This is a genomic window from Polymorphobacter sp., from assembly GCF_048007885.1.
In the GTDB taxonomy this organism is placed as follows: domain Bacteria; phylum Pseudomonadota; class Alphaproteobacteria; order Sphingomonadales; family Sphingomonadaceae; genus Sandarakinorhabdus.
In genome coordinates, this window is sequence record NZ_CP180346.1 from 2,152,584 (window position 1) to 2,179,546 (window position 26,963).

Here is a 26,963-nt window from a genome sequence, read left to right on the forward strand (position 1 = left end):
TTCGAGCAACGAGCTGGCGGCGGTGGCCAGACAGTTCGTGGCCGAAGCGGCCAAGGAGCCGGCGATCGGGCGCATCTCATCGAGCTTCAATGCCGCCACCCCCAATTTCCAGCTCAGCATCGACCGCGAGAAGACCAAGGCGCTGGGGCTGGCGATGACCGATGTCTACCAGTCGCTGCAGATCCTTCTCGGCGGGTCGCAGGTCAATGACTTCAATCGCTATGGCAAGAATTACAAGGTGATGGTGCAGTCCGACGCCGCCTTTCGGGGTGACATCGAGGCGCTGGGGCTGATCAATGTCCGCAGCCGCACGACCGGGCAGATGATCCCGCTGAGCGCGGTCGTGTCGATCGACAAGGGTGCCTCGCCGCGCTTCACGACCCGCTACAATCTCTATCGCTCGGCCGATATCAGCGGCGCGCCGGCGCCGGGCTATAGCTCGGGCGAAGCGCTCTCGGCGCTGGAGCGGGCGGCGGCAAAGGTCCTGCCAGGCGGCTATGGCTATGAATGGGCGGGGGTAACGCGCGAGGAAGTGGAGACCGGCAGCGCGGCCGCCGTGGTCATGGCCTTGTCGGTGGTGGTGGTGTTCCTGTTTCTGGCCGCGCTTTACGAAAGCTGGTCGATCCCGGTCGCGGTGCTGCTGGGCGTGCCGTTCGGCGTGCTCGGCGCGCTGCTGGCGGTGCTGATGCGGGGGCTGGACTTCAATGTCTATGGCCAGATCGGCGTGGTCACGCTCGTTGGCCTTTCGGCCAAGAATGCGATCCTGATCGTCGAGTTCGCCAAGCAGTTTCGTGAGCAGGGCATGCCGATTGCCGAGGCCGCGATCGAGGCCTCGAAGCAGCGTCTGCGCCCGATTCTGATGACATCCTTCGCCTTCATCATGGGCGTGGTGCCGCTGTTCATTGCCTCGGGCGCAGGGGCCGCTTCCAAGCAGTCGGTGGGCACAGTCGTGCTGGGCGGGATGCTGGTGGCGACTGTGCTGGCCGTCATCATGGTTCCGGCGCTCTATGTGATCGTGCAGACGCTGACCGAGCGGCTGGCTTCGCGCAAGACCCCGGCCAAGCCAGCGCTGGAAGCCCAGCCATGAAGGCGGTGCTTGCGGCGGTTTCGGTGCTGGCGCTGGCTGGTTGCTCGCTGGCCGGGCGGGACTATGCGCGGCCTGATCTTGGCCTGCCGTCGCGCCATGCGGTCACGATCGCGGCCGGTGAGGCCAGCAGCGCGGCCAATAGCCAGTGGTTCGAGCTGTACCGAGATCCGGAATTGCGTGGCCTGATCGAGGAAGCATTGGCGCATAATCTCGATCTGCAACTGGCCTTCGCCCGGGTGGACGAGGTGCAGGCGCGGCTGCTGGTGGCGCGCAGCCGGTTTTTCCCGACCATCGACGGCGTGATTTCGACCAGTCCGGTGCCACAGGCCAATGCCAATGACAGCAGTTTTGTCATGGGGCTGGTGTTGGGCTGGGAGATCGACCTCTTTGGCCGTATCCGTCGGCAGAATGAAGCGGCGCGGGCAGAGCTTCTTGCCACCGAAGCCGGCCGAAACGCGGTGGTGGCGGTGCTGGTCAGGCAGGTGGCGACAAGCTGGCTGACGATCAGGGAATTGCAGGCCGAGGAAGCGATCCTCAAGCGCAACATCGCGCTGCAGGAGGATGCGCTGCGGCTGGTGCAGCTGCTGCACCGCCAGGGGGTGGTTTCGGACAGCGAGGAGCAGCAGGCGACCACCCAGCTTGCCGGCACACGCGCGCAATTGCCGGCGGTGCGTCAGGCGTTGCTGGTCAACCAGAATCTGCTCGCCGTGCTGCTCGGGCGCTATCCGAGCGCGACCGAGCTTGCTCCCTTCGATGCCGATCTTCAGGCGCGTGGGATCGGCGCCTATCCGCTGCCCGAAGGCGTGCCGGCTGATCTGCTGGCGCGGCGGCCCGATATGATCGCGGCCGAGCAGGCGCTGGCGGCGGCGACTGCGCGCGAGGGCGTGGCGATTGCCAACCGTTTTCCTTTTCCCACTATCGGTCTGGGCGCGCTGTTTGGCGTCAGTGCCACCAGCCTTGGCGGGCTTTTCGAGGATGGCAATTCGGCGGCGATCAACAGTTGGGGGCCATCGGTTGGCCTGCCCATTCTCAATTTCGGCCGCGATCTCGGCAATGTGCGCGTAGCCCGCGCACAGACGCGCCAGGCGCTGATCGGTTATCGCCAAACGGTGCAGACGGCGCTGTTCGACGTCAATGCCGCCACCTATGCCTATCGGGCGGCGGAAGATCAGCTCGCGCCCCTGTCCGATCAGTTTGTGGCGGCCCGGCGCACGCTGGACTTGCAGGAGATGCGGTTCAAGTCGGGCGTGGCCAATTATCTGGCGGTGCTTGATGCGCAGCGGCTGGTACTGGCCAGCGAGCTGGAGCTGGCGCGCGCCCGGCTGCGCCGCGATTTGGGGTTTGTCGATCTGTACCAGGCGTTGGGCGGTGGCTGGTCACCCGCTTCGGCAGAGCCGCCAATCGAGGCCGGAGAATGAAGTCTCGTCTTGCAGCGGTCACCTTCTAAGCTGGTTGCTTGCCGGGCTTCAAGAAAAGGCGCACCATAATCAGCGTGTCGGAAGAGGGTATCTTATGACCGGTCAGGCGGGGCTCGCACCCGCGATGATTGCTGGCAATCTGACAGTGGCCGATCTGCGCGCCGCGCTGGCGGCAGGTTGGCAGGATTTTCGGGCGCATCCGCAGTTCGGCCTGTTTTTTGCGGCCATTTATGTGGCGGCTGCGCTGCTCCTGCTGTCCACGCTGTTCACGCGCGATGCGGCGGCCTGGCTGGTACCGGCGGCGGCGGGCTTTCCGCTGCTGGCGCCCTTTGCGGCTGTCGGGCTTTATGAAGTGAGCCGGCGCCGCGAGACTGGCGAGCCGATGCGCTGGGGGGCTGTTCTGGGCGCCCTGCGCGGCCGCGGCGACGAGCAGATCCTGAGCATGGGCGTAGTCGTGTTCGTTGCCTTCGGCTTCTGGCTGATTGTCGCCCACAGCATCTTCGCCATCTTCTTCGCCGAGCCCGGGATGAGCGCCAATCCCTTCGTCTTCCTGACCTCGAAGAGCGGCCTTCTCATGATCCTGACCGGCAGCATGGCCGGCGCGGTGATGGCGCTCGGCTTTTACACGATCACCGTGATGAGCTTGCCGATGCTGGTTGACCGTGATGTCGACTTCCTGACCGCGATCATCGTCAGCATCGGCGCTGTGCGGGCCAACACGGTCATGTTGATCGGCTGGGCGGCGTTCATCGCCGGGCTTCTGTTCCTCGCCATGGTGCCGTTGTTTCTCGGGCTGTTTGTGGCGCTGCCGGTGCTGGGGCATGCCACATGGCATCTCTATCGCCGGGTGGTGAGCGCGCCGGCTGCGGGTTGATCTGGATCAATGTTGATTGCCGCGCGTCTGGCTAGGATTTCGGCTCGGAGACGTGGCCATGATGATATTCCCCAGACAGGATGTGACGGGCGGCGGCATGATGGTCCCGGTGCCGGCCTTACATGCTGTCGGCGAAGCGGAGGTCGCGCCAATCATCGCGCGCCATGCCGCGATGCGCCGGCTGTGTCAGGAGCTTGAGGACTGCGCCAACCGGCTGCCCGATCATCATGTGGTCGGCCATGCCGCGCGGTTGAGCGCCGAGCTGGCCGCACATCTGCGCGCCTGTGAAGCCATGGGCCGCGCTGTATGGTGCCGGATGTTCGGCATCGACTGCGACCATGAAGGCAGCCCGCTCTCGCAGCGGCTGCGTCATTACCACACCGCCGATACGCTGCACGCCGAAGATCTGCACGAGGCGCTGGCGCAGATCGCCGCCCGCCCGCCTGGCCCGGCCCAGCCGACCGAGCTGATCGGTTACATGCTGCGCTGCCTGTTCGACGGGTGCAGGCGCGCGATCGATTGCCGTGAGAGTGCGCTGCTCCTGTTTGGGCGGGACCGCATGTCACGCGGGGCCGCAGCTGCGCTGGCGGCCAGTCTCGGCGCGGGCCATATGCCGGCCTAGGCGGCGTCGATCGTGCAGGCGCTGAGTGCTGTGCGGTTGCGAATGATCAGCGCCCGCCCGCCGGGCAGCTCGATATGGCCGGCGGCGCGGAAGTGCGTCATCTGCCGGCTCACGGTCTCGATGGTCAGACCAAGAAGATCGGCAATCTGGCCGCGCGAGAGCGGCAGATCGATGACGATATGGCTTGCCTGGGGCTCGCCGATCCTGTCCGCCATTTCGAGCAGGAAGCCCGCCAGCTTTTCAGCCGCAGTGCCACGCGAGAGCAGCAGCATGCGGCTGCGGGCGCTGTCGAGTGCGGCCATGGTGCGGCGCAGCAGCATGCGTTCCATCGCGATATGATTGTCGAGCACGCTTTCGAAGGCAGCGCGGGGGTAAAGACAGAGCCGGCAATCGGTCAGCGCGGTCACCGAGAAGGGCATCAGCCCGGCATCTGGCTGGCCCACGAAGTCGGAGGGATAGAGCAGGCCGAAAATCTGCTTGCGGCCATCGCGCGCGCTCGCGGAAAGCTCAAGCAGGCCCGAGACGAGCGTGCCGCACGACACGGCCTCGTCGCCCGCCCACATGACCACGGCGCCCTTCTCGAAATGGCGGTGGTGGCTGATGGCCTTGAGAGCGGCCCGGTCCGGTTCGCTCAGGGTGCTGCACAGCGCGATGTCGCGCACCTCACAGCCTGAGCAGAGCCCGGTTTCCATACCTTCATGTCTAGCGGCCCGAGGGCGATGTGTCTGCCCCTTTCAGTCCGGCTCGGGCGAACTGTCGCGCGCCTCCCCGGCTGGCGGCTGGGGCTGGATCGGCCCCTGATCGTCATTGAGAATCCTGAGTGCCGCGCCGTCCAGATCGTCGAACTGGCGGCTGCGGATGGCCCAGAAGAAGGCGATGAGGCCCGCCAGCCCCAGGCCCAGCGCCACGGGGATGAGGAGCGCCAGCCCGCTCATGCGACAGCGCGCTTCAGGCGCAGCGCATTGGCGACCACCAGAAGCGAAGACCCGGACATGGCGAGCGCGGCGACCAGTGGCGTGACATGGCCCATGACCGCGAGCGGAACCGCGAGCACATTGTAGCCGATCGCCATGGCGAAATTCTGCCGGACGATCGTCATCGTGCGCCGGGCGACATCGACCGCAAGCGCGATGGGCATCAGCCTGTCGCCAAGGAACACCAGATCAGCGGCCGTCTTGCCGACATCGCTGGCTGACGCGGGCGCGATGGAGACATGGGCGGCCTGGAGCGCGGGGCCGTCATTGAGACCGTCCCCGACCATCAGGACATGAGCGCCATCGGCCTCGCGGCGGTTGATCTCGGCGAGCTTGTCGGCCGGTGTGAGGCCGCCATGGCCGGGGATATCGAGCGCCTTGACCACAGCCGCGACAGCGGCCGGATGGTCGCCCGAAATGAGCGTGGCGCCGAGGCCGAGCGCCTGCAGCCGGGCCAGCGCGGCGGCGGCGTCGGGGCGGAGCTCGTCGGTGAAATGCAGCAACCGGGGCGGCGCATCGCCAAGGCGGAAGGCGGTGGTCAGCGTGTCGCTACGGTTCGTGTCATCGCCCTGCGCAGCGCCGATCCAGTCGGGCCGGCCGAGCATCGCCGCCTTGCCGTCGAACTGGCCGCTGATGCCGGCGCCGGGAGCCTCGGCAAGGTCTTGCAGGGGCGCGGGGCTCACGCCTTCAGCCTTGAGCGCTCTGGCGAGCGCGCAGGAAAGCGGGTGGCGGCTGGCTTCGGCGAGCGCAAGGGCCACCGGCCGTTCGTCATGTGCGAAGGGTAGGGGGCCAGCGAGCGTCGGGCGGCCCATGGTCAGCGTGCCGGTCTTGTCGAACAGCGCGGTGTCGGCGGCCGCGAGCCGCTCCAGCGCGGCGCCGTCCTTGATCAGGACGCCGGCGCGCATCAGCGTGCCGCTGGCCACGACCTGAGCGATGGGGACAGCGAGGCCGAGCGCGCAGGGGCAGGTGATGATCAGCACCGCGACCGCGATCAGCAGCGACTGGTGCCAGCCCGCGCCGGCCGCCATCCAGCCCACAAAGCTGAGCAGCGCGAGGCTGTGGACGGCCGGCGCATAGAGCCTAGAGGCACGGTCGGCGATGCGGACGTAGCGCGATTTGGACTGGGCCGCATCGGCCATGATGCGCGCGATGTCGGCGATCACGGTATCGGCTTCGGCAGCGGTGATGCGCACGATGAGCGGCGCATCCAGATTGATGGTGCCGGCCAGCACCTCGCTGCCCGGGCGCGCGCGAACAGGCGCGTGTTCGCCCGTGATCAGCGCGCGGTCGATGCTCGTTTCGCCGCGTTCGATGACGCCATCAGCGGCGAAGCGCTCGCCGGCGGCAACCTGCAGCCGCATGCCAGGTGCCAGCTCTGCGGCAGCCCGCCACGTCAGGCTGCCATCCGCCCCGATGACTTGGCCGCCCGCCGCGCTTTGCTGGAGCAGGGCGGCCACGCCGTCACTGGCGCGGGCGCGCATGCTGCTGTCCAGATAGCGGCCGGCAAGCAGGAAGAAGAGCAGCATCATGGCGCTGTCGAAATAGGCGTGCGGGCCCTGGACGATGGTTTCGTAAAGGCTCATGCCGCAGGCGAGCAGCACACCGATCGAGATCGGCACGTCCATGTTGGTCTGGCGGACGCGCAGCGCCTGCCATGCGCTCCTGAAGAAGGGCCGCCCGGCATAGGCGACGGCGGGCAGGGCGATGGCAGCGGACAGCCAGTGGAACAGCGCGCGGGTGGCCCCCTCGGCACCCGACCAGACCGAGACCGAGAGCAGCATGATGTTGATGGCGGCAAAGCCCGCGACGCCCAGCGCCTTCAGAAGCTGGCGCTGCTCTTCGGCCTGGGGATTGCCGGTTGCGAGCTGCAGCGGGCTGGCGGTGAAGCCGAGACCGGTGACGGCCGCCTTCAGCGCCTCGTCGTCAAGCGCTGGGTCATGGGCGATGCTGACCCGCCGGGTGGTGAAATTGACCCGGGCGGCCTGAACCCCGGGCATGGCGGCGAGGCCGTTTTCGAGCTTGGCGATGCAGCCGGCGCAGCGCAGGCCGTCGACGGCAAAGACGCTGGTGTGCGGCTGCGCGGTCATCCGCCGGAGACTTCGGCTAGGAAATCGGCGGTGCGGCCGGCGGACATTATCTCGACGCGCACCCGGTAGCGGCCCGGCGGCAGCGGCGCCTGTGAGACATAGCCGCCCGCCATGGGCCGGAAGACCAGCGTTTGCTCAGGCGCGCGGCCGAGCGGATGGACGGCGACGCCGCTGACCTCGGCCCCGGCCATTCGTGTCCTGACCTCGACATGGCGCGCGGGGTCGAGGCTGACTTCCACGTTCCAGCCCAGGGTGGCCTGCGCGCGGCTTTCGGCGAGCCAGCCATTATACTTCTGGCCAGCGACATAGCTGTTGTCGACGACAGTGCCGCCGAAGGTGCTGCTGGCGACCCAAGCCATGCCGAAATTGACCGCGATGGTGATGCCGAAAAAGCCCAGCATGAGCGCCCACATGTGGCGACCGGTGAAGGGGGTGCGCATCACGGCCGCTCCGGCCGCTCGAAGCGAAGCTGGGAGGACGCGGCGCGGGCAGTGTTGGAGCCAGGTTCGCCGTCGGTGGGCACGGCCTGCATCGTGAAATCGGTGCGGGCCTCGCCCTCACCGGGGGCGGCGACGAACATGCGCAGCCGGGTGGTGGCGTCCGGCGGCAAGTCGACCCGGACGGCGGCCCCGGCGCCTTCACGGCTGCCGGTATCGCTCCACAGCACGGCGCCGGGCAGGCCGGCGATGGTGATATCGACGCTGCGCGGGCGGGTCTCCATGTTGCGCAGCTTGACGGTATAGCCATTGCGGACGGCACCATCGGACAGCATGACAAAGCGCGGGTTGCGGTCGGATTCGACACTGAGGTCGAGCCGGGCGCGTTCCCCGAGGCTGAACAACATGGCCATTCCGATGCTGGCCCAGATGGTGAAATAGATGAGCGTGCGCGGGCGCAGCAGCGTTTTCAGCACGCTGGGCGCCGTGCCCCCGGCTTTCTCGATTTCGGCATCATCCAGCGTGGCATAATCGATGAGGCCGCGCGGGCGACCGATTTGGTCCATCACATTGTTGCAGGCATCGATGCAGAGCCCGCAGGTGATGCAGCCGAGCTGCGGCCCGTTGCGGATGTCGACGCCGGTCGGGCAGACGGCGACGCATTGGTTGCAATCGATGCAGTCGCCGCTTCTTGCTTTCGCCAGCTCGCCGATGGTTTCGACTGGGAAGTCAGCCTGTGTGCGCTTGAGACCCTGCGCCGGCTCGCCGGTGCGTTTCAAGCCTTGCGTACGCGGTTCGCCGCGCCAGTCCTTGTAGGTGACGATGAGCGACTTTTCGTCGAGCATGGCCGTCTGGATGCGGGGCCAGGGGCACATGTAGATGCACACCTGCTCGCGCATGAAGCCGCCAAGCAGGAAGGTGGTGCTGGTGAGCACGCCCACGGTCGCATAGGCAACAAAGGCGGCATCGCCCGACAGAAACTCGGCGAGCAGGGTCGGGGCATCGGCGAAATAGAAGATCCAGGCACCGCCGGTGGCGACTGCGATCGCCAGCCAGATGGCATATTTGAGGGCGCGCTTGCCGAGCTTCCCGGCGCTCAGCGGGGCATTGGCCAGCTTGATCTGGGCGTTGCGGTCACCGTCAATGGCGCGCTCGACATGGACAAACAGGTCGGTCCAGACGGTTTGCGGGCAGGCATAGCCGCACCAGGCGCGGCCGACCGCCGAGGTGACGAGGAACAGCCCGACGCCGGCCATGATCAGCAGGCCGGCGACATAGTAGAATTCCTGCGGCCAGATCTCGATGGAGAACATGTAGAAGCGGCGGTTGGCGAGATCGACGAGCACGGCCTGATCAGGGGCATAGGGCCCGCGGTCCCAGCGCAGCCACGGCGTGACGTAATAAATCGTCAGCGTGACCGCCATGATCACCCATTTCAGCTGCCGGTAGAAGCCCTTGACCGCCTTGGGATAGACACCCTGGCGCTTGGCGTAGAGCGGACTGTCGAGGTTGAAGAGCTCAAACGCCGACATCTGCATCGTCGCCTTCCGCGACGTCAGCTTGCTCTGGCACTGGAGTCGCCTCACCGCCGCCAAGCGAATGCACATAGGCTGCGAGCATGCGGATCGTCACATCGTCGAGGCGCGCGTTCCAGCGCGGCATCACGCCATTGCGGGCATAGGTGATGGTGTGGCGCAGCGTGTCGCGGTCGCCGCCGTAGAGCCAGATGCTGTCCGCCAGATTGGGCGCGCCAAGCTCACGGTTGCCGCCGCCGTTCTCGCCGTGGCAGGCAGCGCATTGCTCGGCGAAGAGCGAGGCACCTGCGGCGCTCCCGGGTTCCAGGCCCGAGAGGCTGCGGACATGGGTGATCAGCGCCTCGATGTCGGCCGTTTCGAGAATCTCGCCAAAGGCTGGCATTTGCGAGAAGCGGGTCTCGTCATGGCCGGGATTGCGGATGCCGTGGCGCAGGGTGAAGGCGATGGCATCGAGATCGCCGCCCCACAGCCAGTCGTCATCGTTGAGATTGGGGTAGCCGGGGGAGCCGGCCGCACCGGCACCATGGCATTGCACACAGTGCACCTTGAAGGCGGCGCGGCCGCCCTCGATGGCCTGGGCGAGCAGCGCCGGGTCGGCGGGCAGGTCGGCGACCGGGGTGGTGGCGATCTTCTGGAAGATGGGCGCGCGGCGCGCGGCATCGGCGGCCATGTCCTTGGCAAGCTCGCCGCGGCTCGACCAGCCCAGCGTGCCCGGCGTCGCCGTGTTGGCGAGCGGGATGGCGGGGTAGAAGACGACATAGCCGGCGGCGAAGACGATGCAGAGGATGAAGGTGATCAGCCACCAGCGTGGCAACGGGGTGTCGAGCTCCTCGATGCCGTCCCATTCATGGCCGACCGTCTCGGTGCCGGTGGCTTCGTCGATATGCTTATTGGCCATGGCCAGTGTCCTGATCGTCTTCGAAGATGCTGTTGGCGGCGCGGTCCATCTCGGCGCCGGCGCCCTTGCGGAAGGTCCAGCCGACAAGGCCGAGGAAGATCAGCCCGAGCATGACCAGACCCCAGCTGTCGGCGAAATGCCGGAGGGCGTCATAGGTTTCGACCGGGCTCACCGCGGCTCTTCCTGGGCTGCGACGGCTTCGAAATCGACCAGCGTGCCGAGCATCTGCATATAGGCGACCAGTGCGTCCATCTCGGTCAGCTTGTCCGGCTGGCCGTCGAAGTCACGCACCTGCGCCTTGGGGTAGCGGGCGAGCAGCGCCGATGCGTCGGCATTGGGATCGGCCTGAGTTTTCAGGTCTTCATTGGCTGCTGCAATGGCTTCGTCAGTGTATGGCACGCCGACGCGCGACAGTGCGGTGAGATGAGCGACCATGTCGCCAGCGTCGAGCTTGCGGCTGTAGAGGAATTCATAGCCAGGCATGATCAATTCCGGCGTCACGCTGCGCGGGTTGCGCAGATGCTGGACGTGCCATTCGTCGGAATAGCGGTTGCCCACGCGCGCGAGGTCGGGGCCGGTGCGCTTGGAGCCCCATTGAAAGGGGTGATCATACATGCTCTCGGCGGCCAGGCTGTAATGGCCATAGCGTTCGTCTTCGTCCCGGAAGGGGCGGATCATCTGGCTGTGGCAGGTATAGCAGCCTTCGCGGATGTAGATGTTGCGCCCCGCCTGTTCGAGCGGCGTGTAGGGGCGCATGCCCTCGACCTTCTCGATCGTCTCGTCGATCCAGAACAGCGGTGCGATCTCGACGATGCCGCCGATGGCGACCGCCACGAAGGAGAGCACGGCGAGCAGCGTCACGTTGCGCTCGATGGTGCGGTGGGTGAAGCCCTTGTCGGGTGTCTCTGCCATGGTCTGTCCTATTCGGCCGGCTGGGCGCTGGGCGGGGTGACGGCGGGGCGGTCGGTGACCGGGTTGTAGGGGGTCTCGGTCATCGGCTTTTCCGCGCGGACGTCGCCTTGAATCGTGCGGTAGATGTTCCAGGCGAAGATGACCGCGCCCGAGAGGTAGAAGAGGCCGCCGGTGGCGCGCATCACATACATGGGGTGCATGCGCTTCGACCGTTTCGATGAAGCTGTTCACCAGGATAGCCGTCGGCCCCATATTCTCGCCACATCAACCCTTGCGTGATGCCGGCCACCCACATCGAGGCGGTGTAGAGAACGATGCCGATGGTGGCCAACCAGAAGTGCCAGTTGATCAGCCGCAGGCTGATACATGCGGCTGCGGCCGCAACACGCGCGGCGCCATGTAATACATGCAGGCAAAGGTGATCATGCCGTTCCAGCCGAGTGCGCCGGAATGGACATGGCCGATGGTCCAGTCGGTATAATGGCTGAGCGAATTGACCGACTTGATCGACATCATCGGGCCTTCAAACGTGCTCATGCCGTAGAAGGCGAGCGCCAGCACCATCATGCGGATGATGGGGTCGGTGCGGATCTTGTCCCAGGCGCCGTTCAAGGTCATCAGCCCGTTGATCATGCCGCCCCAGCTGGGCATCCACAGCATGATCGAGAAGACCATGCCGAGCGTGCCCGCCCAGTCGGGCAGGGCGGTGTAATGCAGATGGTGGGGGCCAGCCCAGATATAGAGGAAGATCAACGACCAGAAGTGCATGATCGACAGCCGGTAACTGTAGACCGGACGCTCGGCCTGTTTGGGGACGAAGTAATACATCATCGCCAGAAAGCCGGCGGTGAGGAAGAAGCCGACCGCGTTGTGCCCATACCACCATTGGGTCAGCGCATCCTGCACGCCGGCGAAGGCGGAATAGGATTTGGACCCGAAGATGCTGACCGGGACGGCCAGATTGTTGACCAGGTGAAGCATCGCCACGGTGATGATGAAGGAGAGATAGAACCAGTTGGCGACATAGATGTGCGGCTCCTGCCGTCGCGCGATGGTGCCGACGAAGACCGCGAGATAGGCGACCCAGACGATGGTCAGCCAGATATCGACATGCCATTCGGGCTCGGCATATTCGCGCGCGGCGGTGACGCCCAGAACATAGCCGCTGGCAGCCAGCACGATGAACAGCTGATAGCCCCAGAAGACGAAGCGGGCGAGGCCGGGAAAGGCCAGCCGCGCCCGGCAGGTGCGCTGCACGACATAGAAGCTGGTGGCGATCAGCGCGTTGCCGCCGAACGCAAAGATGACCGCCGAGGTGTGCAGCGGCCGCAGCCGGCCGAAGCTGGTATATTCAATATCGAGATTGAGGATGGGAAAGGCGAGCTGCGAGGCGATGTAGAGGCCGGCGAACAGCCCGACGATGCCCCAGAAGGTGGTGGCGATGACCCCCCAACGGATGATTTCGTCATCATAGCGCGCCGGGTCTTCGGTGATGTCACCGCTCGCCAGCCGGCTGTCCCGGCTGAGCGTGAAATAGAGCATCAGCACGGACGCGGCCGCGAACATCAGCATGTGCACGGCAAAGGGCAGATCGACGGCCTGTGTATAGGCGTAGAGCGAGAGCAGGCCCGCGAACGACCAGCCGCCGGTCTTGAGGAGTTTGAGGTCCATGGATCCGTCCGTTCCGAGCGATTGTGCCTAGACTGCCTCGACCATATTGCAGGTGCGAGCATTGATCTGGATCAACGCCTGAAAAGTCTATTCCCGGTGGCCGGAAGGATAAATGCTACGAAGGTCCCATGCGGCGGTGCTAAACGGCGGGCTTTAGCCGTTGCCGGCCTCTTTCATCTTCGCGAGCTGTTCGCCCATCATGCGGTGCAACAGGTTGATCGCCTTGAGCGGCCGGACCATGACCTTGAAATGGATGATGCGCCCGTCATCAGCCCATTTGATCATGTCGATGCCGTTGACGCTGATGCCCTCGACCTCGGTCTCGAACTCGAGAACGGCGCTGCCCGGCGCGGTCCATTCGCCGGTGTAGCGAAAACCCGGGCCGCCCAGCACCTGGTCGGCGCTGGACAGATAGGCATAGGTCAGCTCCCGGCCACGCTGGGGCGTGTGCACCACAGGGCTTTCGAACACGACATCGGGATGCAGCATGTCCCAGAGGCGGGCATGATCGGGCGCCTTGATATAGGCATGCCAGTCGGCGAGCGGATGCGTCATGGCCGATAGTCTAGCACGGCTGTGCCGCTCAGGGGAGATAGGCGCGCCGGGTCTGTGTGAGCGTGAGACCCTTGAAGACGACGACGCCGAAATTCAGCGTTCCATTGTAGGTGACAGTGATGTCGACAAAATCCTGTCCGCCCTCGGTGCCGCGCACGATCGTCGGGGTGCCAAGCTTTGCGGCGTCCAGATTGAAGGCGGCCGCGGTGATGCGGTCCCTGATCTGGGTGTCGGTGCGCCGAGGGAAGAGCGTGGCTTCCCGCGCGCCCTCGCCGATCGCGTTTTGCAGGCTGGTGTAGTTGAAGAAGGTGATGCCCACCTGAATGACGCCGAATATCAGAGTCATGAGGGCGGGAATGAGCAGCGCGAACTCTGCCGCTGTCGTGCCGCTGCGGCCGAGCCGTCTGAGGAGGCGTGCCGCGCTCATTGCACCCTGACCGCCGCACTGCCCGAGACGGCCTTGGCCTTGCCGAAGACGCCTGGCAGCGGAAAGATAGGCGTATAGACGGTTCGCGCAGTGACCTGCACATAGCGGGCGTAGGTCTGGCCAGAGGGGCACAGGCCGTTGGCATTCTCGGCCTTCTGGCCGTTGCATTCCAGCCAGTTGGTGATGCTGGTGGAGACGGGCGCCTTCACCGCCCCGGACACTGCACTGGCAACATCGGTGCTGAGCGATGCATAGCTGCTCTGCACCTTGCCATTGGCTGTGACGCGCTGCACGGCCTGTGCCGTGGCGGCGGTCAAGCGCTGGCTGAGGGCAAAGGCCATGCCGTAATCGATGGCGGGCAGCAGCATCATCAGCATGACGGGCAGGGCAAGCCCGAACTCGACGGCGCTGGCGCCGCTGCGGGATTTCTTGACACGGCCGAGAAGGGTGCGCGCCATCATGCGACCAGCCTCACGGCATATCCGGCAAAGGCCTTGGAGCCCTGGCCGGACGGGCAGACATTGGTGATCTTGCTGTTGCCGCTGAAGGTCAGTTGCCGGGCGACAAGCTGGACGCAGGCGATGTTCATGCCGGTGGTGCCGAGAAAATCGATGGTCGAGCTGGGGAAATAGATCGCCCCTTGCAGCGTGGACGCAGAATTTCCGTTGATCTTGTGCGACTGGTTGGTGTCCAGCCGGTCCTGATAGAAGAGGACGCCCTGATAGGTGCCTGTCGTCGGCGCGGTCATGTTCAGCGTGGCGCCGCCATTGATGTTGACGCCGGCCACCGAGCCGGGGTTGCTGGCGGCGGTGCGGCTGGTCAGGATGATGGTGACGCCCTGGGCGTTGAGCACGGCCTGAGAGCCGACCGAAAATTCGCCGCCGTCGATGTAATAGACGCCGGGATTGAGCGTCGCGGTGCCCTTGATGTCGACGCTTGTGTAAGTGCCGGGGTTATAGGTGCGGCTCTGCTTCGGTTTGACGTCCATCTTGCTGTTTCCGGCGGGAACGACCGGGTCGGGAAGATCGGCATAGGGATCAAGCTGGGCCAGCGAATAGGGCAGCAGCACGGTGCCATCGGCATAATTGTCGCTGGGCGCGATGCCGCCGGATGCGACGATGGGCGAGGCAATCACGGTCGAGGAGCCGCCGGTGTCGACCGCATTGGCGGCAACCGAATTGGTGACCATCGCGCAGTTCATGTCGACCGTGGTGTTGCCGCCCATGAAGATGCCCGCGGTATCGGTATTCTCCAGCGCCAGCACGCAGACGTCGCCAGTCGGGACCAGGGCTGCTGTCGATTCGGCCGTGATGCGCGCGCCGCCGGTGATGAACATGCCGGCGAACGGCAGGTTGAGCACCGTGGCCAGCGCCACCCGCACCGCGCGGCCATCGCCGGCATAAGGGCCTGCGCTGGGGCCGCGTTCGATGATCGGCGGGCCGTCAAGGGAATAGCGGGCGTTGAGAGCGAGGTCGCGGGTCACGCTGGCTTGCGCATCGGCGCCCTGCGACAGGCCATAGACACCGGCCAGCGCGGCTGAGTCCGCCTGCCGCTGGAGCGACCGCTTGGCCAGCGTCCATTGCGCCACATCGACGGCCAGGCCGACGCTGCCAAGCATGACCGGCAGCGTCGCCCCGATGACGACGCCAATTGCGCCGCGACGGTCACCCAGGAGGGAAGAGAGACGTTTACTTTTCATAAACTAGATTTAGAAATCTCTATAACTTTCTATTAAAGCAGTATTTTTTACACACGGACTTTTGCAACGTATTTTTGCGGATTGCAACTCCATTATGGGTGCAAATTATGGTAAATTGTAAAGCGGTGTGGTTCGCGCCGGTGCTCCCGGCGCGTCATTGGTCAATCGCTTTGAGGCAATACGACCTTAGTCGTCGCGCACGACGCCGTAGCCGCGCGCCATCAGATTGGCGATTGTCACCATGGCCATCAGGTCAAGCTGGACCTCGGGCATGAGTTCGTCGCGGCCATAGCCCCGCGCCAGATAGGATTGGCCGCAGAGCCGCACCGAGACGCCGGCGGCGGCGAGCTCCTCGACCAGCTGGCGGCTGGGGTTGGGCGTGCCGAAGCGCTTCATGTGCGCCGCATCGGTCAGCAAATTGCTGTCAGGCGCACCGTGGACGACAATGGCGATGTCCCCCGGGTTCGGGCGCACGCCGTTTGCGGCCATGGCGTTGAGCAGGCTGGCGGCCCGGCGCAGCGTCTGGTGCGGGGCGGCCTTGTCACGGTTGGGCGCCGAGACATCGTAGAGAATTCGATAGACAAGGCGCGGGTCGGGCTTTTCCATGGCATCAGCGATGTCACGCGGGGTGCCGCCCGATGGCACCGCCTTGGGCAGCGCCTGCGCCGTCGCCGGCCCGGCAATGGCTGCGGCCAGCAGGCCCGCAATAATCGCATGTCGCATCTCTTGTCCTTCCCCATTGCCTGTCATAACGCTTGGCCATGAAGGTTAGTCCGATCCTTGCGGGCGGCATAGGGGTTGTGATCGGGGCCGGACTTGCCCTGCTGGCACGGCCAACGACCGCACCGCCGCCGATGCCGCTGCCGGAGCCGGCGCTGGTGGAAGCGCAGGTCTTTGCGCCGCCGCGCGCCGCCGATGCCCCGGCAGGGCCATGGGGTGATGCGGTGCGGCTCGGTGAGCGCATCATCATGGAGACCGGAACGGCCGCGGCCGCGCATGTCGGCAATGATCTGGCCTGCCGCAATTGCCATCTCGACGCCGGGTCGAAGGCCGGGGCGGCGCCGCTCTGGGCGGCTTTTCCCAATTTTCCGGCCTATCGGACGAAGAATGACGCCATCAACAGCTTTCAGAAGCGGGCGCAGGATTGCTTTCTCTACAGCATGAACGGTGTGCCGCCGGCGCTGGGGTCTGATACCTTGAACGCCATCGAGGCCTATGCCGCTTATATGGCGAAGGGTCTGCCGCTCGGGGAAAGCCCGGCCGGGCGGAGCTTTCCGGCCATCGAGGCGCCGCCATTGCCCTTTGACGCGGGCCGGGGGGCGGAGGTTTACGCGGAGAATTGCGCCGCCTGCCACGGCGAGGAGGGGGCGGGCCAGGTGCTGGGTGACATGGTCTATCCGCCGCTCTGGGGCGCGCGCAGCTATAATTGGGGGGCCGGCATGGCGACCATCAACAAGGCCGCCGCCTTCATCCGCGCCAATATGCCCCAGGGCATGGAAAACAGCCTCAGCGTGCAGCAGGCCTGGGACGTGGCGGCCTTTATCGACAGCCAGCACCGGCCGCAGGACCCGCGCTTCAAGGGCAGTGTGGCGGCCACGCGCAAGGCGCACCATGACAATGAATTTTCGCGCTACGGTCTTGAGGTGGCGGGGCGCAAACTGGGCGATCCGGACCAGTCGCCACCATTCGGGGCATCGGCCGGACGCTAGCGGGGGATTTGCGTCGCTGACGCGTATTGTGCTGGAAATGGCGGTGGATTAGGGCCAGCCGCTGTTGCCGTCCTGCCCTGAGTGAGAAGCCTTCGCCATGTCCATGTCTCGTGTGTGCCTGTCGGGCAGCAGCGTCGCTGTTCTGGCTGGCCTGTTGTTGGCCTCTGTGGCTCAGGCCGGGCAGCCTACGCCAGCAACGACGGTGCCGCCGGCACCCCTGATCGAGGACGCGGAGGAAGACGCGGCCGCTGTCGAGGCGATGTCGACAATGGCCGATACGGCCCAGCCCGCCGGACGTCCTGATGGCCAGGGGCTTGAGGAAGAAATCGTGGTGACCGGCACGGTGCAGCGCGGCCGGGTCGAGGGCGATATCGCGCCCGAACTTCAGCTTGATGCCGCCGACATCCAGTCCTTTGGTGCCGGCACGCTCGGCGACCTGCTCGAAGAACTGGGGCCGCAGCTGCGTTCGGCGCGGGGTCGCGGGGGCGGCCAGCCGGTCGTGCTGGTCAATGGCAAGCGGGTTTCGGGCTTCCGCGAGATCCGCAACCTGCCGCCAGAGGCGCTCGAGCGGGTCGATGTGCTGCCCGAGGAAGTGGCGCTGAGCTATGGGTTTCGCGCCGACCAGCGGGTGATCAACTTCGTGCTGCGCGAAAAGTTCATGGCGGTCACCGTCGAGCTGGAGCCCGGCCTTGCCACCGACGGGGGGCGCCCCAGATTCGAGGCGGATGCCAATTTCCTGCGACTGCAGGGCGGATCGCGGCTCAGTTTCGATAGCGAATATGAGTATAATGACGCGCTGACCGAAGCCGAACGGCGGATCATCACGCCGCCAAGCTCGCCCTTTTCGCTGGGCGGCACCTTCACCGGCGCCGATGAGGCTGCGGAGCTGACGACGAGCGGTTTCGCGGAGATCGACCCGGCGCTCTCCGCGTTGCTCGGCGCGCCCACTGGCCTGGTGCAGGCACCTGCCGCCGCTGCCGAGCGGCCGCTGGCGCTGGCGGACTTCACCGGCAGCGGGGCCAATCTGGCGGAGGCGACCGACCTGACGCCGTTTCGCACACTGCTGCCGGAAACCGAAAGCTGGAGCATCGGCGCGACCTACAACCGCCCGATCGGCAGCGTTGCGGCGACGCTTTCGTTGCGGCTGGAAAATGATGACAGCGAAGCCCGGCTTGGCCTGCCCACCGCACAGCTTGCCCTGGCCGAAGGCGGCCCGTTCAATCCCTTTGCCGGGCCGGTTGCCGTGTCGCGCTTCGGGACGGCCAATGGCCCGCTTCTGCGCAAGAGCGAGACGCAGACCGGCAGTCTGGGCGTGGTTCTGAACGGCGATGTCGCGGACTGGCGCTGGAGCCTCAATCTCAACTATGACCGCACCGAGACGGATACGCTGATCGACCGTGGCCTCGACACGGCGCCGCTTCAGGCCCGGCTCGACGCCAATGATCCAGCGTTCAATCCCTTTGCCCCTGACGCCATTTCCGGTCCCCTGCGGAAGGAAATTGCGCGCGCCACAACCGATCTTGGTGCCACCGAGCTGGTGGTGACCGGCAGCCCGCTGCTCTTGCCGGCGGGGCCGGTGGCGACGACCTTCAAGGCCGGGTTCGAGACCCGCCGGCAGCGCGCCTCCTCCAATCCCGGCGGGGTGGTGCAGGACGTATCGCTGGGCCGGGACCAGGGACGGTTTCAGACCAGCATTGATGTCCCGCTGACCAGCGTGCGCGATGATGTGCTGGCCGCGATCGGCGACCTTTCGCTCAATTTCAATGCCAGCCTCGATCAGCTTTCGGATTTCGGTGCGCTGACCACCTATGGCTATGGGCTCAACTGGTCCCCCACATCGCGGCTGCGGCTGCTCGTGTCGGTGACCGAGGAGGAGGCGGCGCCGGGGATCGAACAGCTTGGCAATCCGCTGATCGTGACCCCCAATGTGCGTGTTTTCGATCTGGTGAACGGCGAGACGGTGGACATCACCCGGCTTGATGGCGGCAATCCGGCGCTGACGGCGGACAGCCGCCGGGTGATCAAGCTGGGGGCGAACTGGAAGCCGCTCGCCGAGAGCAACCTCGACCTCAGTCTCAACTTCATCGACAGTCGCCTGCGCGGGCAAGTTGCAGGGTTTCCGACTGCCACGCCCGAGATCGAGGCGGCCTTCCCCGAGCGCTTCGTGCGGGATGAAAATGGCCGGTTGCTGCAGATTGACAACAGGCCGGTCAATTTCGCCGGCGCCGACCGGCAGGAATTGCGCACCGGCCTGACGCTGTTTCAGCAGCTTCCGCCCAGTGCCAGCGAACGCGCGGCGGCAGCGGCGCGCGGCGGCGGCAGGCCGGCGGGCGCTGCCGGACCACCCAGAGGGGGTGCCAGAGGCGGCCGAGGTGGCGGCGGGCGTGTTTTCGTCTCGCTGTTCCATACGCTTCACACCATCAACCGCATCAGCATTCGCGACGGTGTGCCCGACCTTGATCTGCTTCGTGGCAGCGCGACGGGTGGCCGGGGCGGGCAGCCGCGCCATGTCGTCGAGCTGCGTCTCGGCGCCAACAAGAACGGGTTTGGCGCGCGGATGAGCGCCAATTGGCAGTCAGCGACCACGGTCAAGACCGACCCTTCCAGCCCGTTGCCGTCGGACGGCGACCTGCGCTTCGATGATTTCGGCACGGTAGATCTGCGCTTGTTCGTCGATCTGGGCCAGCAGCGAAAGCTGGTCGAGAATATGCCGTTTCTGCGGGGCAGCCGGATCCAGCTCAATGTCGAGAATATCACCAATGCCCGGTTGCAGGTGCGCAACAGGCTCGGCGAGGTGCCGCTCGGATTCCAGCCCGATCAGCTTGATCCGCTTGGTCGGGCGGTGTCGATCCAGTTCCGCAAGGTGTTCTTCGCCGGCGGGACCACGGCGGGCGGCTGACTTTCAACTGTCATCCGCACGGCCTAAGGTGCAAGAATGCGGAAAATCCTGGGTCTCTTTGGAGCGATATTGATGAGCATCGGGGCTGAGGCGCAACCTTTGCCGCCCTCGGCGCGGGCGGGGCCGCCGCCGGGGCTGCCGCTGATCATCGCGCACCGCGGCGCCAGCGCCGAGCGGCCCGAACATACGCTGCTCGCCTATGCCCGCGCGATCGAGGAGGGGGCGGACTTCATCGAGCCCGATCTGGTTGCGACAAAGGACCATGTGCTGGTGGCCCGGCACGAGAACGAGATTTCGGAGACCACCGACGTGGCCGACAGGCCGGAGTTTGCCGCGCGCAAGCGCACGCAGATGATCGACGGCGTCGAGGTCACCGGCTGGTTCACCGAGGACTTCACGCTCGACGAGCTGCGCACGCTCAGGGCCCGCGAGCGACTGCCGCAGCTGCGGCCGGGCAACAAGGCTTTTGACGGGCAGGCGCAGATCCCGACGCTCACCGAGATCATCGCGCTGGCGAAATCGGCCAGCGAGACGTCTGGGCGGACCATCGGCATCTATCCCGAGACCAAGCACCCCTCGCACTTCCGCAAGATCGGCCTGCCGCTGGAGCCGGTGCTGCTGGCGGTGCTCGCCGAGGCGGGCTGGACGACGGCCGAGGCGCCGGTCTTCATCCAGTCGTTCGAAGTCGACAATCTGAAGGCCCTGCGCGGCCAGACCGGCGTGCGTCTGGTCCAGCTGATGGCCAATGGTGCATCTGCCGACGGTTATGACTATTCGGATATGCGCACCAAGGCAGGGCTGGCACGGGTGGCCAATTATGCCGATGCCATCGGCCCGGAGCGCGGGCTGGTGATCCCGCGTGATGCGAACGGCGTGCCGGGCGCGCCGACCACGCTGGTCGCCGATGCCCATTATGCCGGTCTTGAGGTTCACCCCTGGACATTCAGGCCGGAAAACTACTTTCTTGCGCGGCCATTCCGCCGGGGGGACAGCCCCATTGCGCGCGGCGATGCGGCGGGCGAGATCCGGCTCTATCTCGAAGCCGGGATCGACGGCCTGTTTTCGGACAGTCCGGCGGCGGCCTATGCGGCTATGCGTCCGGATAGTCGATCAGGAAATTGACATTGGCCCCGGCGATCGGCCGGGTGCGGTCGGCTTGCCAGGCCCGGACCACCACATTGGCGATGCGGCGCCCCAGCCGCGTGATCTCGGCGCTGGCGATGGTCTCGGCCGGCGTGCCCTCGCGCATGAAATCAACAGTGATGGTGACCGGGCGAATGCGCGGCGATCGATCGGTTTCGGGAAGCGCCGTGATGACCCGGGCAAGTGCGGCGATTTCGAGCAGCCCGGCGATGGCGCCGCCATGCAGCCGGCCCGGCGCGCCCACCAGCGCATCGGCATAGGGCATCGACAGCCAGACCTCATCGCCTGACTTGCGGAAGCTGAGGTCGAGCAGCCGACCATAGGGCAGCTGGTCGAGCCGGCCCTCGGCATCGCTGCGCAGGCTGGAGGCGAGGCTGCGGCTGGTCATGACTTTGGCGCATTCGAAAACATGAAGGTGCCGGCGGTGTTGGCGATCGGGTCGGCGGGGTCGCCGTCATGTGCAAGCCCGCGCACAAAGGCGATCTGGCGGGTGAGCCGATAGCATTCGCCGCGGCCGATGATGGTCGCACGGGCGCGCGGCGCGCGCAGATAGTCGATGCGCAGATCCAGCGTGGCATGTGGCTCGAGGGTGCCGCGGGTGACGAAGACCGAAAAGCCGCAGGCCGAATCGAGCAGCGTGAAGATGGCACCCGAGGCGATGATGTCGAAATCAGGATCGGCGAGCTGCTGTTCGGCAAAGGGCATGGCGAGCTCGGCCCAGTCGGGACCATGGGCGCGGTAGGCGATGCCCAGGGCAGCGAGATGCGGGACTGCGCCCATGAAGCGCTGGATGAAGCGCTGCTGACGTTCATCGGCGGTCATTGCGCGGCCAGCTCTCCGATGCGTGCGACCATGGAGGCGAGGCCCTGAGTGCGGTTGCTGCTGAGATGTCTGGCCAAGCCCAGCGCATCCATCCGGGCGCGGATTTCGCCCGTGTCGATCTCGTCCGCGCGCCGTCCGTTGGCCAGCATCAGCACCAGCGCCACCAGGCCCTTGACGATCGCGGCATCGGAATCGGCGTCGAAATGGAGCACGTCCCCGTCGCGCCGTGCGTGCAGCCAGACCTGCGAGGCGCAGCCCCGCACGCGCGTGGCGTCGGTCTTCAGCGCCGCGTCCATGGGCGGAAGCTCCCGGCCGAGCTGGATAAGCACCCGGTAGCGGTCGTCCCAATCGTCAAAGGCTTCGAATTCGGCCTCGACATCGTCGAAGGTGGTGATGGCCATGGCGACGCATTGCCGGGCGCGCCCGCCATGGTCAAGCTTCGCTCAGAAATTGACGCCCGAGGCGATGGCTTCGAGCTTGCGCACGCGCTCTTTGAGGTCGGCAAGGTGGATGCGTTGCAGTCCCTCCGGCTTGCCCTGTCCATGCGTCAGCTCGAGTTCGCGGATGCGGAGGCGGAGCCAGTGCGTCCAGGCCCAGGCGGCGAGCGCGGCGAAGATCAGCGCGCAGGCAATCGCCGTGCCACCGATGATGAGCAGGGTTTCAACGCTGGCCATTGTCGGTCTCCTCCGATGGGGCGGCGGGGGGCGCAGATTTGGGGGGCAGGGCCTTGAGACTGTCGATCTCGTCGGCAAGGCGCTTCGATGGATCGGTGGCGAGGCGTTCCAGCACGGCAATGCGCTCGTTGAGGCGGGTGATCTCGGCCTCAAGGCGGCGGTTCTCCGTGCCGCCGTCGCTGATCCGCCGCTTGGCCTTCTGCTGATTGTCGTAGATGCGCCCGATCGTCACGATGGCGACGATCAGAACGACCATGGTGAAGACCGACATGATGTTTCGCTCCCCCTCAGCCGCGCCTAGCGCAGATCCTCGATTTCGCGCGCCAGCCGCGCATTGCTGCTGGTCACATAGGCTTCCAGATCGCGCAGCCGGCGGTCGGCATCGCGGAAGGCAGCATTCACCTCGCGGATGGTGCGGCGGGGTGCGACCCGCACATTGGTCCAGAAGCGGCGGTCGTCATCGCTTTCGCTGTAGAGCGTGTCCGGCTTGGGATCGGCGATGAAGGCCGTTGCCAGATAGATCAGCGGCAGGAAGCCGACACCCGAGAAGGTCGCGACGACGAAACCAACACGGATCCACAGCGGGTCCCAGCCGAAATAATCGGCAATGCCGGCGCAGACACCGGCGAGGCGCTTGTTGCGCTTGTCGAGGTAGAAGTTGGTGCGTCGGGCCGACATTTTGAATTCCCTTTCCTGCCCCTGGCAGCTGCGCTCAGCGGGGGGTGGCATCGGCGATCAGGCCGATGGCGAGATAGACGATGATCAGCGCGCCGGCGCCGAGCAGCGTGCCCACGACAAAGGCGACGCGGACCAACGTGACATCGACGTCAAGATAGGCGGAAAGACCCGCGCACACGCCCATCAGCTTGGCGTTAGGCTTGTCGAGGTAGAAGCGCTTGCTGATCTTGTTCATGAGAAATGTCCTTTCTGCTCGGTTCAGGAGGAGCGTGACCGCCGGCGCGGCGGCGTTTCCGGGCTGCTGTCCTCGATCCGGCGGCGGCTGGCGCTGTCGGCGAGGCGGCCGTCTTTCCAGTTCGGGTCGTCGGCAGCGATGATGCGCTCGATGGTCACCAGCCGTTCGTCGAGCCGGCGCGCCATGTCGTGGAGATCATCGAGAAGTGCCTCGTCCTCGCGGCTGATGCCGGCGTTGGATTTCCAGCGGGTGAGATAGTGGAGCACCATCCAGGGCAGGGCCACGAAGAGCAGGCCGACGATGGCGATGGGGAGAAAGATGTCGTCCATCGGGCTCAGCCTTCCTTGCTCGACAGCCGGGCCTTGAGCGCCGCGAGCTCGGCCGAAACTTCGTCATCGGCGGAAAGGGCGGCGAACTCATCGGCGAGCGTGCGCTCAGGGCCTCCCAGCGCCAGAGCATCGGCATGGCTTTCGGCAAGATCGGCGCGGCGTTCCATGACCTCGAAGCGGGCGAGCGCGTCCTCGGTGCGCGCACCTTTGATCATTTCGCGCATCTTGCTGCGCTGGGTCGCGCTCTCGATCCGGTTGAGCAGCCCGGCCTGCCGGGCGCGCGCCTCACGCAGCTTGGCCTCGAGCTTGCTGATATCGGCCTCGTTGAGCGCCAAATTCTCTTCCAGCGCATTCACTTCCTCGCGCGTCTGCTCGACGAAGCTGCGCGCCTTGGCCTTTTCCACAAGCGCTGCGCGGGCGAGATCCTCGCGGCCCTTGGAGAGCGCCAGTTCGGCCTTTTCGGCCCAGTCAGCCTGGGCCTGTTCGGCGCGGATGATGGCGCGGCGCATTTCCTTTTGGTCAGCGATGGTGCGCGCGGCGCTGGCGCGCACTTCGACCAGCGTCTCCTCCATTTCCATGATGATCATCCGGATCATCTTGGCCGGGTCTTCGGCCCGGTCGAGAAGGTCGGTGACATTGGCGGCGATGATGTCGCGGGTCCGGGAAAAAATGCCCATGATGGTCGTGCTCCAATCGGCCTTGAAAGTTCGCGGGGGTCTCGGCGGCGGCCGATCCCCATGATGCTTTTGAAGCATGAGGCGTGCCAGTTTCGCGGTCGTGACAACGGGCTGAAAAACAACCGGAAAACACATCGCCGAAAATCCTTAGCATGAAATCGATTGCTAAAAAATGGCAAATTTAGCTAAACATTCGTAATGCAGTCGCCCGCTCAGCTCATCGGCTCATCGTCCAGCTTCCTCGATGCGGTCGAGCGCGCGTCGGCCGTGGCGGCGCTCAACCGTCCTGTTCTGGTGATCGGCGAGCGTGGCACGGGCAAGGAGTTGATCGCCGAGCGATTGCACCGCTTGAGCCCGCGCTGGGGCGGACCGCTGGTGTCGATCAACTGCGCGGCGCTGCCCGAGACGCTGATCGATGCCGAACTGTTCGGCTATGAAGCGGGCGCCTTCACCGGTGCGCAGCGGGCGCGGGCGGGCCGGTTCGAGGATGCTGACGGCGGCACCCTGTTTCTCGACGAGATTGCCACCCTCTCCGCTGCGGCGCAGGAGCGGCTGCTGCGCGTGGTCGAATATGGCGAACTCACGCGCATCGGGTCGTCGAGGCCGGTGCGGGTGGATGTGCGGCTGGTGGGGGCGACCAATGAGGACCTGCCAGGCCTGGTGCGGGCCGGGCGGTTCCGGGCCGATCTGCTCGATCGGCTGAGTTTCGAGGTGGTGACGCTGCCGCCGCTGCGGGCGCGCGCGGAAGATGTCGCGGCGCTGGCCGAGCATTTCGGCCGCCGCATGGCCTCGGAGCTCGGCTGGCAGCGTTTCCCCGGCTTTTCGCGCGCCGCGCTGGCTGCGATCGAGGCGCATGACTGGCCCGGCAACGTGCGCGAGCTGAAAAATGTGATCGAGCGCTCGCTCTATCGCTGGGGCGATGATGCTGCCCCGGTGGAGCGGATCGTGATTGACGCCTTTGAGAGCCCGTGGCGTGTGAAACTCGGTCAGGCGCCGGCGCGGCAGGAAGCGACGGCGATCGACAGGCTTGCTGCGCCGGCGCCCGAGCCGGGTGACTTTCGCGCGGCGGTGATGGCCTATGAGCGCGGCCTGCTGCTTGCCGGGCTTGAGAATCACCGCCACAATCAGCGGCGAGCGGCCAGGGCGCTTCGGCTCAGCTATGACCAGCTGCGCCATGCCATGAAGCGCCATGGCCTGTTGGGGACGGAGGCTGGCGGATGAGAGCGAAGGTTGCACTGGCGTGGATGTTGCCGGCCCTGATGCTGGCACCGCCGGCGATGGTTCAGGCCGCCGAGCTTGATGGTCGCGCGATCATTGCCCGAGCCTTCGAGGCCGCGGGCGGAGAAGACTGGGCCCGCGCGCGCACCCTGTCGCTGTTGGGCCGGGCGGTGTTTTTCGGTGCCGGCCCTGCGCCGCGCATCGTGGCCGATGACTACCGGATGTGGCGCGAATTCGAGGCCAGCCGCAGCAGCGCCCACGGCGAGGCCGGCAAGGTACGCATCGAATCGCGCAGCAACGGGCGGCTGATGTTTCTTGTCGGCTCCAACGGCGAGGTCAGCTTCAATGAGAAGGGCGTCATTCCCAAGGCCGAGGCCGACGCCTTCTGGGCCAATAATTTCGGCTTTGGCGTGATCCGCTCGGCGCTGGGGCCGGGCTTCAAGCTGGAGCGCATGCCCGATGACAATGTCGATGGGCATCCCACCTATACTGTCAAGGTCACTGACCCGGCGGGGACAACCACGCTGTTCGGCATCGACAAGGCGAGCCATTTCATCCGGCTGGCCGGTTTCGCCACGCCGTCCGGCTGGCATGTGCGCACCTATGATGATTTCGTGGCGCAGCCGGGCTGGACCCAGGCGCGCAAGGTCACCCTCTATTACAACGGCGTCATCGCCAATCAGGTGTTCTGGGACAAATGGGCCATCAATGATCCGATGGCGGCGGCTCTGTTTCAGCCCCCGTCTGAGCAGATGGCTCGGCAGGGGTCATCAGCCGCGCCTGACTGAGCGCGAAGGCGATGGTGGCGATCGGCAGGCCCCAGACCTTGAGGCTCACCCAGTCATCTGTGCCCAGCACGCGCCGCGCCACTTCATTGACGCCCATCAGCGCGACGAAAAACAGGCCCCAGTTGCGGGTCAGCGTGCGCCAGGCCCGCTCGCTCACGCCCGGCACCGCATCGCCGAGCACCAGCTGGAGATAGGAGCGGCCGCGCGCCAGCCCGCCGAGCAGGATGACGGCGAACAGGCCATAGATCAGCGTTGGCTTGAGCTTGATGAAGGTCTCGTCCTGCAGCCATAGGGTGAGGCCGCCGAAGATGCCGATGAGCGCCGCGCTGACCAGCGTCATCACCGGGATGTGGCGGGTCTTGACCCAGGAGACGGCGATGGCCACCGCCGTGGCGACCATCACTGCGGCCGTGGCGACGAACAGCCCGCCGAACTTGTTGGCGACGAAGAACACGAGCAGCGGCCCGAGATCGACGGCGAACTTGAGCGGGCCTGACATCTTCTGCATCGCCCGCCCTTAGCCCGATTTGTGCGACGAAGGAACCGCAGCGCCAAAGCCTGTTTGTTTTTGTGACGCCGCGCGGCTAGCGTCCGC

32 protein-coding genes and 1 pseudogene are annotated in these 26,963 nt (G+C 65.9%); 9 read left to right on the top strand and 24 right to left on the bottom strand.

All coding sequences use genetic code 11. The annotated features are described in order from the left end of the window. Nucleotides 1–22: 22 nt before the first annotated feature. The 4 genes from ACMVO5_RS10315 (at nucleotide 23) to ACMVO5_RS10330 (ending at nucleotide 4,001) form a co-directional block, all read left to right on the top strand. On the top strand, nucleotides 23–1,087 hold the full coding sequence (locus ACMVO5_RS10315; RefSeq protein WP_416907427.1) for an efflux RND transporter permease subunit: 1,065 nt from the start codon (nucleotides 23–25) through the stop codon (nucleotides 1,085–1,087). After that, nucleotides 1,084–2,505 (top strand): efflux transporter outer membrane subunit, encoded by a 1,422-nt coding sequence (locus tag ACMVO5_RS10320; RefSeq protein ID WP_416907428.1) that lies wholly within the window; start codon nucleotides 1,084–1,086, stop codon nucleotides 2,503–2,505. Before ACMVO5_RS10315 ends, ACMVO5_RS10320 begins: the two co-directional genes overlap by 4 nt. 94 nt (nucleotides 2,506–2,599) lie before the next feature. Next, nucleotides 2,600–3,379: a DUF2189 domain-containing protein gene (locus tag ACMVO5_RS10325; protein ID WP_416907429.1), complete on the top strand. Its 780-nt coding sequence runs from the start codon at nucleotides 2,600–2,602 to the stop codon at nucleotides 3,377–3,379. A gap of 58 nt (nucleotides 3,380–3,437) precedes the next feature. Further along, nucleotides 3,438–4,001 carry a hypothetical protein gene (locus tag ACMVO5_RS10330; RefSeq protein ID WP_416907430.1) on the top strand — a complete coding sequence of 188 codons (564 nt, stop codon included), beginning with the start codon at nucleotides 3,438–3,440 and terminating at the stop codon, nucleotides 3,999–4,001. Here ACMVO5_RS10330 and ACMVO5_RS10335 read toward each other — a convergent pair. The 14 genes and pseudogenes from ACMVO5_RS10335 to ACMVO5_RS10400 form a co-directional block, all read right to left on the bottom strand. Further along, complete coding sequence (locus ACMVO5_RS10335; protein WP_416907431.1) at nucleotides 3,998–4,693, bottom strand: Crp/Fnr family transcriptional regulator; 696 nt, start codon at nucleotides 4,691–4,693, stop codon at nucleotides 3,998–4,000. The genes ACMVO5_RS10330 and ACMVO5_RS10335 overlap by 4 nt on opposite strands. 42 nt (nucleotides 4,694–4,735) lie before the next feature. Beyond that, nucleotides 4,736–4,936 (bottom strand): cbb3-type cytochrome oxidase assembly protein CcoS, encoded by a 201-nt coding sequence (ccoS, locus tag ACMVO5_RS10340; RefSeq protein WP_416907432.1) that lies wholly within the window; start codon nucleotides 4,934–4,936, stop codon nucleotides 4,736–4,738. After that, nucleotides 4,933–7,062: a heavy metal translocating P-type ATPase gene (locus ACMVO5_RS10345; RefSeq protein WP_416907433.1), complete on the bottom strand. Its 2,130-nt coding sequence runs from the start codon at nucleotides 7,060–7,062 to the stop codon at nucleotides 4,933–4,935. Before ACMVO5_RS10345 ends, ccoS begins: the two co-directional genes overlap by 4 nt. Then, the gene (locus ACMVO5_RS10350) at nucleotides 7,059–7,502 is read right to left on the bottom strand and encodes a FixH family protein (protein ID WP_416909354.1); all 444 of its coding nucleotides are present in this window, start codon (nucleotides 7,500–7,502) and stop codon (nucleotides 7,059–7,061) included. The genes ACMVO5_RS10345 and ACMVO5_RS10350 overlap by 4 nt, the downstream gene beginning before the upstream one ends. Further along, complete coding sequence (ccoG, locus tag ACMVO5_RS10355) at nucleotides 7,502–9,031, bottom strand: cytochrome c oxidase accessory protein CcoG (RefSeq protein ID WP_416907434.1); 1,530 nt, start codon at nucleotides 9,029–9,031, stop codon at nucleotides 7,502–7,504. Before ccoG ends, ACMVO5_RS10350 begins: the two co-directional genes overlap by 1 nt. Next, a complete protein-coding gene (ccoP, locus tag ACMVO5_RS10360; RefSeq protein ID WP_416907435.1) occupies nucleotides 9,018–9,932 on the bottom strand; it encodes a cytochrome-c oxidase, cbb3-type subunit III in 915 nt (304 codons plus the stop codon). The genes ccoG and ccoP overlap by 14 nt, the downstream gene beginning before the upstream one ends. Continuing rightward, nucleotides 9,922–10,104 (bottom strand): cbb3-type cytochrome c oxidase subunit 3, encoded by a 183-nt coding sequence (locus ACMVO5_RS10365; protein WP_416907436.1) that lies wholly within the window; start codon nucleotides 10,102–10,104, stop codon nucleotides 9,922–9,924. The genes ccoP and ACMVO5_RS10365 overlap by 11 nt, the downstream gene beginning before the upstream one ends. Next, nucleotides 10,101–10,844, bottom strand: a complete 744-nt coding sequence (gene ccoO, locus ACMVO5_RS10370; protein WP_416907437.1) for a cytochrome-c oxidase, cbb3-type subunit II — start codon at nucleotides 10,842–10,844, stop codon at nucleotides 10,101–10,103. The genes ACMVO5_RS10365 and ccoO overlap by 4 nt, the downstream gene beginning before the upstream one ends. 8 nt (nucleotides 10,845–10,852) lie before the next feature. Beyond that, a pseudogene (ccoN, locus tag ACMVO5_RS10375) lies at nucleotides 10,853–12,515 on the bottom strand (cytochrome-c oxidase, cbb3-type subunit I). A 153-nt stretch (nucleotides 12,516–12,668) separates the two neighbouring features. Then, a complete protein-coding gene (locus ACMVO5_RS10380; protein WP_416907438.1) occupies nucleotides 12,669–13,070 on the bottom strand; it encodes a nuclear transport factor 2 family protein in 402 nt (133 codons plus the stop codon). Nucleotides 13,071–13,098: 28 nt separating this feature from the next. Further along, on the bottom strand, nucleotides 13,099–13,497 hold the full coding sequence (locus tag ACMVO5_RS10385; protein WP_416907439.1) for a TadE/TadG family type IV pilus assembly protein: 399 nt from the start codon (nucleotides 13,495–13,497) through the stop codon (nucleotides 13,099–13,101). Continuing rightward, the gene (locus ACMVO5_RS10390) at nucleotides 13,494–13,958 is read right to left on the bottom strand and encodes a TadE/TadG family type IV pilus assembly protein (protein ID WP_416907440.1); all 465 of its coding nucleotides are present in this window, start codon (nucleotides 13,956–13,958) and stop codon (nucleotides 13,494–13,496) included. The genes ACMVO5_RS10385 and ACMVO5_RS10390 overlap by 4 nt, the downstream gene beginning before the upstream one ends. Next, the gene (locus tag ACMVO5_RS10395; RefSeq protein WP_416907441.1) at nucleotides 13,955–15,196 is read right to left on the bottom strand and encodes a pilus assembly protein TadG-related protein; all 1,242 of its coding nucleotides are present in this window, start codon (nucleotides 15,194–15,196) and stop codon (nucleotides 13,955–13,957) included. The genes ACMVO5_RS10390 and ACMVO5_RS10395 overlap by 4 nt, the downstream gene beginning before the upstream one ends. 186 nt (nucleotides 15,197–15,382) lie before the next feature. After that, entirely contained in the window at nucleotides 15,383–15,919 is a 537-nt protein-coding gene (locus tag ACMVO5_RS10400) for a DsrE family protein (protein WP_416907442.1), read from the bottom strand. Between the two features lie 38 nt (nucleotides 15,920–15,957). Here ACMVO5_RS10400 and ACMVO5_RS10405 point away from each other — a divergent pair, with 38 nt between their 5' ends. From ACMVO5_RS10405 to ACMVO5_RS10415, 3 genes are all read left to right on the top strand, one after another. Next, nucleotides 15,958–16,905 carry a c-type cytochrome gene (locus tag ACMVO5_RS10405; RefSeq protein ID WP_416907443.1) on the top strand — a complete coding sequence of 316 codons (948 nt, stop codon included), beginning with the start codon at nucleotides 15,958–15,960 and terminating at the stop codon, nucleotides 16,903–16,905. Nucleotides 16,906–17,107: 202 nt separating this feature from the next. Beyond that, nucleotides 17,108–19,804: a TonB-dependent receptor gene (locus tag ACMVO5_RS10410; protein ID WP_416907444.1), complete on the top strand. Its 2,697-nt coding sequence runs from the start codon at nucleotides 17,108–17,110 to the stop codon at nucleotides 19,802–19,804. A gap of 72 nt (nucleotides 19,805–19,876) precedes the next feature. Continuing rightward, the gene (locus ACMVO5_RS10415) at nucleotides 19,877–20,926 is read left to right on the top strand and encodes a glycerophosphodiester phosphodiesterase (RefSeq protein WP_416907445.1); all 1,050 of its coding nucleotides are present in this window, start codon (nucleotides 19,877–19,879) and stop codon (nucleotides 20,924–20,926) included. Here ACMVO5_RS10415 and ACMVO5_RS10420 read toward each other — a convergent pair. The 9 genes from ACMVO5_RS10420 to pspA are packed head-to-tail and all read right to left on the bottom strand — an operon-like array spanning nucleotide 20,895 to nucleotide 24,362. Continuing rightward, entirely contained in the window at nucleotides 20,895–21,335 is a 441-nt protein-coding gene (locus tag ACMVO5_RS10420; RefSeq protein WP_416907446.1) for a PaaI family thioesterase, read from the bottom strand. The genes ACMVO5_RS10415 and ACMVO5_RS10420 overlap by 32 nt on opposite strands. Then, the gene (locus ACMVO5_RS10425; protein WP_416907447.1) at nucleotides 21,332–21,769 is read right to left on the bottom strand and encodes a PaaI family thioesterase; all 438 of its coding nucleotides are present in this window, start codon (nucleotides 21,767–21,769) and stop codon (nucleotides 21,332–21,334) included. The genes ACMVO5_RS10420 and ACMVO5_RS10425 overlap by 4 nt, the downstream gene beginning before the upstream one ends. Next, nucleotides 21,766–22,170 carry a SufE family protein gene (locus ACMVO5_RS10430; RefSeq protein WP_416907448.1) on the bottom strand — a complete coding sequence of 135 codons (405 nt, stop codon included), beginning with the start codon at nucleotides 22,168–22,170 and terminating at the stop codon, nucleotides 21,766–21,768. Before ACMVO5_RS10430 ends, ACMVO5_RS10425 begins: the two co-directional genes overlap by 4 nt. Nucleotides 22,171–22,212: 42 nt before the next feature. Beyond that, nucleotides 22,213–22,443, bottom strand: coding sequence for a hypothetical protein (locus ACMVO5_RS10435; RefSeq protein WP_416907449.1), 231 nt, complete (start codon nucleotides 22,441–22,443; stop codon nucleotides 22,213–22,215). After that, nucleotides 22,430–22,714 (bottom strand): hypothetical protein, encoded by a 285-nt coding sequence (locus tag ACMVO5_RS10440; RefSeq protein WP_416907450.1) that lies wholly within the window; start codon nucleotides 22,712–22,714, stop codon nucleotides 22,430–22,432. Before ACMVO5_RS10440 ends, ACMVO5_RS10435 begins: the two co-directional genes overlap by 14 nt. A gap of 26 nt (nucleotides 22,715–22,740) precedes the next feature. Further along, on the bottom strand, nucleotides 22,741–23,121 hold the full coding sequence (gene pspC / locus ACMVO5_RS10445; protein WP_416907451.1) for an envelope stress response membrane protein PspC: 381 nt from the start codon (nucleotides 23,119–23,121) through the stop codon (nucleotides 22,741–22,743). Nucleotides 23,122–23,155: 34 nt separating this feature from the next. After that, entirely contained in the window at nucleotides 23,156–23,356 is a 201-nt protein-coding gene (locus ACMVO5_RS10450; RefSeq protein ID WP_416907452.1) for a PspC domain-containing protein, read from the bottom strand. A 23-nt stretch (nucleotides 23,357–23,379) separates the two neighbouring features. Further along, nucleotides 23,380–23,685 carry an envelope stress response membrane protein PspB gene (pspB, locus tag ACMVO5_RS10455; protein ID WP_416907453.1) on the bottom strand — a complete coding sequence of 102 codons (306 nt, stop codon included), beginning with the start codon at nucleotides 23,683–23,685 and terminating at the stop codon, nucleotides 23,380–23,382. A 5-nt stretch (nucleotides 23,686–23,690) separates the two neighbouring features. Continuing rightward, on the bottom strand, nucleotides 23,691–24,362 hold the full coding sequence (gene pspA / locus ACMVO5_RS10460; protein WP_416907454.1) for a phage shock protein PspA: 672 nt from the start codon (nucleotides 24,360–24,362) through the stop codon (nucleotides 23,691–23,693). Between the two features lie 198 nt (nucleotides 24,363–24,560). Here pspA and pspF point away from each other — a divergent pair, with 198 nt between their 5' ends. After that, nucleotides 24,561–25,583 (top strand): phage shock protein operon transcriptional activator, encoded by a 1,023-nt coding sequence (gene pspF, locus ACMVO5_RS10465; RefSeq protein WP_416907455.1) that lies wholly within the window; start codon nucleotides 24,561–24,563, stop codon nucleotides 25,581–25,583. After that, nucleotides 25,580–26,368: a hypothetical protein gene (locus ACMVO5_RS10470; protein ID WP_416907456.1), complete on the top strand. Its 789-nt coding sequence runs from the start codon at nucleotides 25,580–25,582 to the stop codon at nucleotides 26,366–26,368. Before pspF ends, ACMVO5_RS10470 begins: the two co-directional genes overlap by 4 nt. Here ACMVO5_RS10470 and ACMVO5_RS10475 read toward each other — a convergent pair. Then, nucleotides 26,286–26,876 (bottom strand): inner membrane-spanning protein YciB, encoded by a 591-nt coding sequence (locus tag ACMVO5_RS10475; protein WP_416907457.1) that lies wholly within the window; start codon nucleotides 26,874–26,876, stop codon nucleotides 26,286–26,288. The genes ACMVO5_RS10470 and ACMVO5_RS10475 overlap by 83 nt on opposite strands. Nucleotides 26,877–26,963: the final 87 nt, after the last annotated feature.